General features: G+C 43.8%; 8 protein-coding genes. 6 read left to right on the top strand and 2 right to left on the bottom strand.

Features of this window, described 5'->3' with window-relative positions; all coding sequences use genetic code 11:
* Nucleotides 1-530: 530 nt before the first annotated feature.
* From AABK40_RS16280 to AABK40_RS16265, 4 genes are all read left to right on the top strand, one after another.
* A complete protein-coding gene (locus tag AABK40_RS16280) occupies nucleotides 531-3,749 on the top strand; it encodes a SusC/RagA family TonB-linked outer membrane protein (RefSeq protein WP_338398163.1) in 3,219 nt (1,072 codons plus the stop codon).
* Nucleotides 3,750-3,760: 11 nt separating this feature from the next.
* The gene (locus tag AABK40_RS16275) at nucleotides 3,761-5,188 is read left to right on the top strand and encodes a RagB/SusD family nutrient uptake outer membrane protein (RefSeq protein WP_338398162.1); all 1,428 of its coding nucleotides are present in this window, start codon (nucleotides 3,761-3,763) and stop codon (nucleotides 5,186-5,188) included.
* An 85-nt stretch (nucleotides 5,189-5,273) separates the two neighbouring features.
* Nucleotides 5,274-6,086 (top strand): polysaccharide lyase family 7 protein, encoded by an 813-nt coding sequence (locus AABK40_RS16270; RefSeq protein WP_338398161.1) that lies wholly within the window; start codon nucleotides 5,274-5,276, stop codon nucleotides 6,084-6,086.
* Between the two features lie 315 nt (nucleotides 6,087-6,401).
* The gene (locus tag AABK40_RS16265; protein WP_338398160.1) at nucleotides 6,402-7,085 is read left to right on the top strand and encodes a DsbA family oxidoreductase; all 684 of its coding nucleotides are present in this window, start codon (nucleotides 6,402-6,404) and stop codon (nucleotides 7,083-7,085) included.
* Between the two features lie 97 nt (nucleotides 7,086-7,182).
* Here AABK40_RS16265 and AABK40_RS16260 read toward each other — a convergent pair whose 3' ends face one another.
* Nucleotides 7,183-7,608, bottom strand: coding sequence for a hypothetical protein (locus AABK40_RS16260; protein WP_338398159.1), 426 nt, complete (start codon nucleotides 7,606-7,608; stop codon nucleotides 7,183-7,185).
* Nucleotides 7,609-8,140: 532 nt separating this feature from the next.
* Here AABK40_RS16260 and AABK40_RS16255 point away from each other — a divergent pair.
* Complete coding sequence (locus tag AABK40_RS16255) at nucleotides 8,141-8,983, top strand: 1,4-dihydroxy-2-naphthoyl-CoA synthase (protein ID WP_338398158.1); 843 nt, start codon at nucleotides 8,141-8,143, stop codon at nucleotides 8,981-8,983.
* A 59-nt stretch (nucleotides 8,984-9,042) separates the two neighbouring features.
* Here AABK40_RS16255 and AABK40_RS16250 read toward each other — a convergent pair whose 3' ends face one another.
* On the bottom strand, nucleotides 9,043-9,552 hold the full coding sequence (locus AABK40_RS16250; protein WP_332921557.1) for a hypothetical protein: 510 nt from the start codon (nucleotides 9,550-9,552) through the stop codon (nucleotides 9,043-9,045).
* 354 nt (nucleotides 9,553-9,906) lie between these two features.
* On the opposite strand from AABK40_RS16250, the gene AABK40_RS16245 reads away from it, so the two are divergent.
* The gene (locus tag AABK40_RS16245) at nucleotides 9,907-10,860 is read left to right on the top strand and encodes a D-2-hydroxyacid dehydrogenase (RefSeq protein ID WP_332921558.1); all 954 of its coding nucleotides are present in this window, start codon (nucleotides 9,907-9,909) and stop codon (nucleotides 10,858-10,860) included.
* Nucleotides 10,861-11,716 lie beyond the last annotated feature (856 nt).

Here is an 11,716-nt window from a genome sequence, read left to right as displayed (position 1 = left end):
TATAATTGCCCAATAGAACGGTCTGGTCGAAAATTAATCCCACTGCAAGACTAAATTGCCACGATTCTTACTTGACGGCCTTATTTTCGGGGAGGCCACCTACCCTGAGCTTGAAAATCAGTCAGAATTCAGTCACTGTACTTTAAAATTACCTTTGTTGCATATCCAACTTATTTTATCATTTCACAACGCGCCAATCTCCCTGGCAAAAACACATCATCAAACGTTATACTGAAGTGATATATTTTTAGTAAAATAATGGATTTTCAGATGATCAACCAATGCGTTGCATTTTCTTCATTTAACCACCTAAATCCATCGGTAAATTTATCAAAATTTCAAAGGTGTTCGCTTATTGTAAATTTTAATCATCTTTTTCGATGCACAAAAAATCGATGACTATAAAAAATGAAACTATCCATATAATTTAGTATGACCTTAATCAAAAGATCTGATCTACATTTGTAACAAGGGAGTACAAATTCATTTTTGTACGCTATTTTCAGTAACATTTTTATGACTTTTTGATTATGAACACCATTTACAGAATGAGAATGGGAGTATTCAAAATCACCTCGATTTTGATGGCTTCTTTACTTGTTATTCTGCTCAGTACCGCCGTGTATGCACAGGACAGAGTAACAATTCATGGAGTAGTTTCCGCATCAGCTGACGGCTCCGCTCTCCCAGGCGTTACCGTATTGGTTAAGGGTTCGACTAACGGAGCCATTACGGATATGAACGGGGAGTTTAATATTAAAGCCGCTTCCACGGCTACCCTCAGTTTTAGTTTCATCGGTTACAAAACCAAAGATGTACTTGTCGGACAACAAACCAGCATTAATGTTTCGCTTGACGAAGATGTCGCTCAGCTTAACGAAGTGGTTGTTGTGGGTTACGGTACGGTAAAAAAATCAAGCCTGACAGGTTCTGTTTCTAAAGTAAACAACGATAAGCTCGATCAAATTCCAACTCCTCGTGTAGAAGAAGCCCTTCAAGGTCAAATCTCTGGGGTAAACATCCAGATGTCGGACCCTCAAGCAGGTGCAGCTCCTAAGGTGCAAGTGCGTGGTGTAGGTTCTATTGCCGCAGATGCTTCTCCATTGGTAGTAGTGGATGGTATGGTTGTCGATTCAGATTATATGGCCTCATTGGACATGAACGATGTGGAATCTATCTCTGTACTGAAAGATGCTTCTTCAGCAGCAATCTACGGTTCCCGTGGTGGTAACGGGGTAATCATGATTACTACTAAAGGCGGACAGGAAGGCAAAGCCAAATTTGCTTTCAATGCTTATTTCGGACACAAATTCGTTAAGAAACGCAATATCTATCCATCGATCGCTCAGGAGCGCACTCGTGCCAACAACTTCATCGCTGATGCAGAAAACAAATTGGCGAATGTGGACAACTTGGGCTTGGCGGATCCTTCAGGATATGCTGACGTATTGAAATCGGCACTTAGCGCAGCGAAAAAAGCTGCTGGTGAATATGGTCGCTATGATCACATGGATCTTTTGGGTACGGAGCACGACTGGCAAGATGTATTCTTCGATGGTGGTAACATCCAGTCTTATAACTTGAGTGCGAGTGGTGGTACTGAACACACCAAATACCGCATCTCTGGTGGTTATATGTCGGATGACGGGGTATTGCTAACCGACTCTTACAAGAAAATGAACTTGCGCCTGAACTTGAAAACCAAGTTGACCGACAAGTTGGAAATGGGCATGAACATTAACCCATCCCGTGAGATTTCCCGTGCATTCCCTGCATATATGTATGATGCGATGCGCTCTGCGCCATGGTTGCCTCAGTATTTCGACGAGCACACCTTCCAGTTCATCGATCACAAAAAATACCCTAATGCAGCAATCGGTGATTACGCTTTCGAAAAGCCTTTCGACAACTACACTGATGCAGATGGTAACAAATACCAGAACATCTCCACAACTTCAAATCCTTCTGCTTTAGCGGCGGTTTTGGAACGCGACAAAAAGACTTACACCAACAAGATTTTTGCGAACACTTACCTTCAGTATAAATTACTCAAAGGGCTGAACTTCAAAACAACACTTTCGAGCACTTACCGTGGACGTGTACGTGATTACTGGGCAGGTACCAAATACCACCGTGACGGTGCAGCGAAAGCAGAAGATCAATACCGTGCTTACAATTATTTGAAATGGGCGTCTGATTCCTATTTCTCTTATAACCTGACCAAAGGCAAGCACGACTTGAGTGCTGTTTTGGGTACTTCATTCGAGCATATCTCTGACGAGTTTGTGGAAGCACGCATGAAAGGTTATGAAAATGACTACATCAAAACGGGTGAAGGTGGATCGATCATCTCTGATGCGACCTCTTCAAAAGTGGAAGAATCATTGCAATCATTCTTCGGCCGTGTAAACTACGCTTACAATGACAAATATTTGTTCTCTTTCTCTTTGAGAACTGACGGAAGCTCGAAATTCGGTGAAAATTACCAATATGGTATCTTCCCTGCGGGTTCATTCGGTTGGAGATTGTCTGAAGAGAACTTCATGAAAGCCTTGCCTTGGGTCAACAACCTGAAAGCACGTATCTCTTACGGTGTAACAGGTAACAATTCAGGAATCTCTGAATACGAACACTTAGCCATGCTCGGGCAGTCAAGTGCTGTATTTGGCAACAATATTTCTGCTGGTTTCGCACCAATGAATATTGCCTCGCCAGACTTGCGTTGGGAAAAACAACTGGAGCTTAACCCAGGTATCGACTTCGGTTTCTTCGGCAACCGCGTGTATGGTTCATTGGACTGGTACCAACGTCTATCGCAAGACTTGTTGTTGCCACGTGAGATTCCTTCACAAACAGGTTTCGACAAAACAATCGTCAACTTGGGTTCTGTGAAAAACCAAGGGGTTGAATTCGAATTGACTGCTCGCCCTGTGGTAACAAAAGACTTCGAATGGACCGTAACCACCAACATGTCATTCAACAAAAATGAATTGACTGGCTTCGGTGGCGTGGATTCCCTGATCTCTGTTTACGATCCTAAGCGTCCGGCAGAATGGATCGCAGTAGTAGGTCAGCCAATCGCTTCTTACTACGGATACAAAGTGGATCACTCACGCACTATTCCTACTGAATACCTTCACGACCCATTCAGCCGTATCGGCGGACAGTCGCAGGATGTTTATGTACAAGACTTGAACGGTGACGGTAAAATCACCACTGCTGACCGTACCATCTTAGGTAACGACTTCCCTACTTTCGTTTGGAGTGTAAGCAACAGCTTCAAATACAAAAACTGGGATTTGTCGATCATGTGGCAAGGAAACGCAGGAGCGAAAGTAAGAAACATTGATCCTGTTTACTTCGGTAACCACTTCGCAAGCGGAATGGACTACAACAAGAATGCATTCACGGATCACACCAAAAACCCTAACCTTGCTCAAAACGAAGGCAGAAACTGGGTGCAGGAGCGCATCTACACGGATGACATCATTCAGGATGCTTCATACATCGCTTTGCGTAACGTGAACATCGGTTACAAATTGCCAAAAACGTTCGTTAAGAAAATCGGATTGACTTCTTGTCGAATCTACGCAGCAGGTACAAACCTATTGTACTTCATGGCAAACGGTTATTCTTCTTGGAACCCAGAGGGGGTTTACAACACCAACAACCCACTGACTTACGGTTACCAAAAAGGTGGAGCACCACTTCCTCGCTCTTACACTGTCGGATTTAACATCGAATTTTAAGCTGCACAACAATGAATAAGTCTTTAATTAAATATATGCTGATTGCAGGCTTGGCAATGCCATTGACTTCCTGCAGTGATTTTTTGAATGAACAGCCACACGATCAAATCAGTGCGGCAGCATTCTACCAATCTCCAAAAGAGATTCAGTTGGCAACAAACGCCATCTACGACGCATTGCAAGCTCAAGTACAAACTGAGTTTGCCATCACCGAGATGCGTACCGACAACTCAAAAGCAAGAAATGGTGAAGGTAGCTGGGCGGAATTCCAGCGCCTGATCATTAACCCAAATAACAACATCGTTGCGCAATACTGGAAAAATTCCTATGCCGCGATCTTCAGAGCCAATACCGTTTTGGCGAATTTGGGCAATGCCTACCAGCTGGAAAATGGCAAATACAATGGCACAGGAGCTCAGTACGAAGGCGAAGCCTTGTTTGTACGTGCGTTGATGCACTTTAAACTGGTTCGCTTGTTCGGCCAGGTTCCGATGTCAAGCGATGTCGCTACCGCAGGCCAGACAGAAAAATTCAAGCAGGTAAATCCTCAGGATGTATATGCGATGATCATCTCTGACTTGGAAAAAGCGGTTGAAGATCTTCCTGTACAGTCCGCAACGCAGTACGGTCGCGCGACTAAAGGCGCTGCTCAGGCTTTGTTGGCCAAAGTTTACTTGACACAAAAAGAATACACCAAAGCATTGCCATTGCTGAAATCGGTTATCGACTCTGGTGAATACAAATTGCAGTCAGACTTCCACGATATTTTCTACAATGAAGGCAATGACGAAGTCATGTTTGCCATTCAGTATATCGAAGGAAATAAAGCGGAAAGTCAGCAATTTTCGGACTATTTCCACTATGCCAACGGTGCGGGTGGTTTGAACTACGCCACCAAAGATTTACAGGCAAGCTGGGAAGTCAACGACAAACGTAAAGACGTAACGCAGGTAGAAGACCCGAAAAACGTGGAGAACGATCAGTCGCCTTGTTACCAGCCAGGGAAATATTTGAACATTGATCCTACATCCAATGATGTTAAAACCTCGGGTAACGACTGGATCGAGATGCGCTATGCGGATGTATTACTAATGTATGCCGAAGCGCAGGCTGCGGGTAGTGCAACTACTGACGGTGAAGCCCTGAAATATTTCAATGAAGTACGCGACCGTGCCGGTTTGCCTGCTGCCACTGAAATTACGCAAGCGTCTTTGCTGAACGAACGTCGCCACGAATTCGCAATGGAAGACCAGCGCCTATTCGATTTGCAACGTTTCGGAAAATGGACCGAGGTAATGGAGAAATTCCAAGGCAGTTTAATGACCCCTGCACAGCCAAAAGCAGACTTGCCGGAAGGTTCTGATTTGTTGCCAATCCCACAGCGTGAGATCAACACCACCAATGGTATCCTGGTTCAAAACCCAGGCTACAGATCGTAATCAGAAATCACTAAAGCATAAATGAATTGTTTTGAAAACCTGTCCTTGTCGAGGGCAGGTTTTTTTATGACACCCTACTTTTTTAATGATGTATAAACTTATTATCAGTATCCTGTTCCTGATTGGGATGTATTTTACGGCTACCGCTCAGCAATACCCCTCCGATGTTCTGCCTGCTTTAACAAGCTGGAAGTTGACCCTGCCCGTTGATGCCAACGGAAAAGACAACAGCCATATTAAAAAACTCGAAGACCGTCTCCGAAAACCAATGGAGATTATTGGCAGAGATTTGATCGACTACCAATACAAGCCGTACTTTTATGCCCAAAACGCAGAAGTATATTTCCGTGCACATGCCGCCGGCGTAACGACTAAAAACTCCAAAAATCCACGAAGCGAATTACGACAGCTTGTCGGTGGTGGAAATAATTACTGGTCTGTGCAAGACCCACAACGAATGACCGTTCACCTCAGGGTAACCCACCTGCCGACTTACAAACAAAAGGTAGTTATCTCGCAAATCCACGGACCAGTGAACGAACCGCTGAAAGTCAGCTACAGCCCCAAATATAAAGGCGTAGTTATTGAATGGAACGAGTCCCATAAGGACCTTGCCCACCCCGTTCCTTACCAGTTGGGCGAACACCTGATCATCGATGTAAAAGTGAACAAAGGAAAAATCACCTGCACCATCACCAATACCGATCAAGACAAAACATACAGCAAAACCTGGCGATCGGAAGACAGCACGGGCTACTTTAAAGTCGGCTGTTACACCCAAGCCAACAAATATTTGAGCCAATACAAAAAGGGATTCCGCGACGAACCCAATGACAGCTATGGCGAAGTAGCGGTCAGTAAAATTGAACTCGAAACGACTTATCCGCCGAAGAATTAAAAGATAAAAAAAGGATTCAGTATGGTGCTGAATCCTTTTTTTACTTCCACACTTTTATTTTAGTTACCGATCACCCTTCGAGTCTTGTTGTCGAAAGGCGCAATGACCGAACCTCAACCAGCCTAAACATCAGCGCATACTTTCTTTCAAAGCCCGCTAAAGGACATAGACGCCCACCGATTGGGATCCCATATCGGATATTGCCGCCCCTACCACCGCTTGGCGTCATTCAGCAGACCTTTGACCTCAATTCAGCCCGATAGATAAACCGCCTTCCCTGAGATTGAGTATCTTGTAGCAACAAATCAAACAAGCATGAAAAAACTGAAAATACAGATCGTTTCTGATGTCGTTTGCCCATGGTGTTACATTGGCAAAAGCCGACTGGAAAAAGCCTTGCAAGAAAATCCCGAGGTGCAGGCAGAAATCTCCTGGGCGCCTTTTCAATTACACCCTGAAATTCCCGAGGGAAATCAAGAGAACTATCTTGAATTTTTGGGCAATAAGTACAATCGGGATCCACAGCCGATGATCGACCAAATGGAGAATGTGGCTTTTCAGGAAGGTGTAAAAATGCAGTTTTCAAACATAAAAAATGTGCCCAATACCCTGCAAGCACATCGACTGATGCACCTGGCCAGAAAAGAAGGTAAAGACGACACCCTCTCGATCATACTTTTCAAGGCCTACTTTGAGGAAGGTAAAGATGTGGAAAATCAGGCAACGCTTGTGGATTATGGCAAAGCGGCAGGCTTGAGCGATGCGGCGATAACGGCTTTTCAGAATGATGAATCGCTGATCGAAGAGGTTAAGAAAGAAGAAACACAATATCGGCAGGCAGGTATTTCTGCCGTTCCCACCTTTATTGTCAATGACCAATACATGATTCAGGGGGCACAACCTGCCGACGTCTGGCAAAATGCTTTCAGCCAGATTGAAGGGCTTTCCACCGATGCCGAAGGGCAGTGTGGTCCTGATGGTTGCTCGACGGAGCCTTAGGTGAATTCCTGAAAATAAGGATTGCGAAACGGCCTTTGAAAAAACACAATTTGACTGACCATATCATTTACCCTGCGCTGAAAGGTCGCAGGGTATTTTATTTAGATTTACATTCGAACATCTGGGACTTTTTCAGACTGAGGTGAAATACCTTAATCCCCCTCAGGTATTTTTTTGTATTGTAAAAGAAGGGCAGAAGTTTATGGTTAATCTCTACCTCGATATACAAAGGAAAAAGTTTATACCTCAAAATAATAGGGTGCTTGACCGTCCGCGAGTCCCGCTTCTCATAGATATATAAACTTTGACCAAGCCGAAGAAAAGCTTCGCTCAGACTATGAACCGTAAGGCGTCGGCATGTAAGATAGGCAAGGCTATTTTTTGTAATGGTGTACCGCGTACACTTTGTGTTTTCCTCCACCTGAATTGCCAGCAAATTGATGATCATCGCCTCTAATTCATTGAAAGTTACCGCATTTAAATCTGCTAAAGCATATAAATTTAATTTATCTAAATTATGCATCTTACTGAATAAATAGATCTAAAAAAGAAAGTATAAAAAAATTTAAATTTGATTTACTGAAATAACCTCAATCAGCATTCAACTCATATCAGCAATAAATCATGCATTATTTTACTGCCTATGCCTGATCCGTTGAGGGCTTCCTAATTTACACCACCAATAGCTATCGGTAGAGGCATTAAGGTTTCGCCAAACCAAACAAGTGGAAGAAAATCTTCACCGATCCCCCTCCTTATAGAGATTTAAAATAGTAGATGTCTTCAAAATAGACAAAAATTTTATTTAGAATAATATCAGATACTCATCTGGAAGGATGTAATTAAATCAAGATTTTTAAATGAAAATTACTGCCCAAAAAATTTGTAAATCATGCTAAACACTGTCTTTCCGCCCACTTTGGATAAAGTATTGTGGAAATAAATATTTTCTCCACACCTATTTTCCTTTAAATTGCAGGTGTTTCCGTACAGTTAGCCATAACTCATGCGAAAGCGGTATAATCATATTATTCAAACAACAGAAAACCAGCAACATGGAAAAAGTAAACTGGAAGGTGGTCAAGGAATACGAAGACATTACCTACAAAAAAGCCAATGGCGTTGCCCGTATTGCCTTTAATCGGCCAGAAGTAAGAAACGCCTTCAGACCCAACACAACAAGCGAGCTTTTGGATGCATTTCACGATGCGCAAGAGGATACCTCTATCGGTGTCGTTTTGCTTTCCGCAGAAGGTCCCTCTCCTAAAGATGGCGTTTACTCTTTCTGTAGCGGTGGCGACCAGCGTGCCCGTGGGCATCAAGGGTATGTTGGACAGGATGGTATGCATCGCCTGAATATTTTGGATGTACAGCGATTGATCCGTTTTATGCCGAAGGTAGTCATTGCCGTTGTCCCTGGTTGGGCCGTAGGTGGCGGACACTCTTTGCATGTCGTTTGCGACCTGACCCTCGCCAGTAAGGAACATGCCATTTTCAAACAAACAGATGCCGACGTTACCAGCTTCGATGCAGGTTATGGTTCTGCGTACCTGGCCAAAATGGTGGGACAGAAAAAAGCCCGTGAGATCTTTTTCTTGGGCAGGAATTACAGCGCCCAAGATGCTTACGAAATGGGAATGGTGAATGCCGTGATTCCTCATGACGAGCTCGAAGACACCGCCTATGAGTGGGCACAGGAAATTTTAGGGAAATCACCAACCTCTATCAAGATGTTGAAATTTGCCATGAACCTCACTGATGATGGTATGGTAGGGCAGCAGGTATTTGCTGGCGAAACTACCCGCCTTGCCTACATGACCGAAGAGGCAAAAGAAGGCCGCAACGCCTTTCTTGAAAAGCGTAAACCCAACTTCAAAGGGATTAAATGGTTGCCGTAATCATCCTTTGGATAAAAAAATAGATAACAGAAAGGTCGCAAATACATTGCGACCTTTTTTTATTTCGACCAGTAATACCCCAGCCGGATCGAGGCATATTCCTCTCCTCCTGCCATCGTGTAACTGCCCTGTAAATCGACCCGCCCAAGTCGCAAGCCTACCGCAGGTATAATACCCACACTGTTAATACTCGACAGGTAACCTACTCGCGCCTCCACATACACCACCGAATATTTGGCTTGCAGCCCAGTGGAAAACTCCCAGATGGTTCGCTCAGGGTGGTTGGTCAGTACCTGCCCGTTAACATCCACATATTGGTTTTCATCTCCGGCAATATCATTCCAGCCCACATCAAGGCGCCAGGCAAAATACTTTCCAATGGGATAATCAAAATGTGCGAACACCCCGAACCCATGCGTATAGGTATCGGCCATCGACCCTGAAGGGATGATGTAGGCGACAGAATTTCCAGCAATAAGTTTTCGGTCTTCAGCATCCTGCGCTTTGGCAGCCATACTTGCCGAAAGAAAAACGATCAGCAATAAAATTCCTTTATAAATATTTTTCATGGCAATAAGGTTTATTTCAGTATCTGTATTGTACAGCTAACAAATCTCGAAAGGTCAATGATTAACTTTTTAGTCAAAAATTTTCGCCCGTGGTCATGTCCTGCCAAATCCACGACACAAAAAACAGCCCTGGGATAACTTTTGATCATTTTTCATCTTAAATTCGAGGATTCTTGAAAGATTTTATCAGCATCGAGGCCGACCAAGCGATAGATAAACCAACGGCAATCAGTTGTACTATTCCACGTCATCAATCACTAAACAAGCCATTAGCCTCCTCTATTTAAGCCTTGTAGCGTGTATGAAACTTAAAATTATTCAAGAGAAATCGTTGAAAAACTTAATTATAAATACATGATGAAGATTGTCATTTTAGATGCTTCACCACTGGACAAAGACGGTGGTATTTCCTGGGAGCGCATTCAGGCACTTGGGGAAGTTACGATTTACCCACGCACTTCGGCTGATCAGGTCGTGGAGCGGATACAGCAGGCTGAAGTGGTCCTGACCAACAAGGTGGTGCTCGATGAGGCGATCCTCAGCCAATGCCCTACACTGAAGCACATTGCCGTGATGGCGACGGGCTTCAATATTATTGATGGCGCATATGCCAAATCCAAGGGCATCACGGTGTCCAATATCCCAGCATACAGCACAGACGCCGTGGCACAGCAGACTTTCGCCCTGATCCTTGGCCTGACCAACCACCTGCATCATCACAGTGAATTTGTTCGCTCCAATGATTGGGCAAAGCACGAGGATTTCGCCTTTTGGCACCAGCCCGTTTATGACCTCAAGGGAAAAACACTTGGACTTTATGGTTTTGGGACCATTGCTCAGGAGGTCGCCAAAATTGCCCTGGCCTTCGGTATGGAAGTCATTGCACATCGTCGATCTGACAAAACCATTGAGGGAGTCCGTTTGGTCAGCCTTGACGAGCTTTTGGCTGCATCAGATATCCTCAGCCTCCACGCTCCACTGACTGCCGAAAATAAAGATCTTTTCGGTACGGAAAGTTTCAGCAAAATGAAAAAATCCGCCTTGCTGATTAACACCGCCCGAGGGCCACTGATCGACGAAATGGCACTGGCCAAGGCGCTGAACAGAGGTGAAATTGCAGGTGCTGGTCTCGATGTAATGTGCCAGGAACCTCCACAGCTGGACCACCCCCTTTACAAGATTGAACAATGCCTGATCAGCCCGCATATGGCCTGGGCATCGGTAGAATCTCGCCTGCGTCTGATGGATATTCTGGAGGCAAACATCAAGGCTTATGCGAAGGGTGAACCTCAAAATATTGTAAACTGACGTGTTCAGTTGAACATTCAGAAGAATGGTTTAAAAAAATGGGTATTCGAAGGCTGACCTCCAACAGTGGGCAAAACTTTGACTACCCTTTTTCTTTTTGGGGCTGTTGCACAACCATAATCTGATTTTATATCACGAAATTTTATTTGGTCACTATATGAGCTGACCTATTTGTCAGCCCGATTCACCATAATTTTTGTAGGGTTTGGATACACACATAGGTGCATCCGCAATGTCATTAAGTTAAGGATTTTGAGGGACACAGGTCTAAATTTGAAATGCTCGTAGAGGCGTTATTCTTAACGACTCACGTAACAATTTGAATAAATCTAAGAGGAAACCTATAAAATCACCATTGAATTAGACGTTAAAAATAACGTCTCTACAGGATAATGCGCTTAACTTAATGACATTGGGTGCATCCGCAATGTCATTAAGTTAAGGGCATATTGCTTGAAGGTAGGTATTAATTTGAGCAATTCTTTGAATAATGAAATGAAAATCCCGAAGGGATGATATATCATAGCCCGGGGTGAAACCCCGGGATAATAACCGACAAAATACTGAGCCCTGAAAGGGCGTAATATAAATTTCTATACAAATAAAGAGTTGCACCCTTTCAGGGTTATAGGTTTTAGGGGAGGGAGATTTCGAGGGGTTTCACCCTTCGCTATGGTATGTAATCCCTTCGGGATATAAAAACAGAAATTTTAAACACACATTAAATAACCTTTCAATTCATACCCCTCTGAATACCCTTTGGTTTAATCTGCTTTAAAGTCATAATTTCGAGCAAATGATCGACTGCTTCTTAACTTAATGACATTGGGTGCATCCGTACAGCTAACGAAATAAT

It is taken from the genome of Persicobacter psychrovividus, assembly GCF_036492425.1.
In the GTDB taxonomy this organism is placed as follows: Bacteria; Bacteroidota; Bacteroidia; order Cytophagales; family Cyclobacteriaceae; genus Persicobacter; species Persicobacter psychrovividus.
Note: the sequence above shows the minus strand (reverse complement) of the source record. Positions and strands in the feature narration are given on the sequence as shown.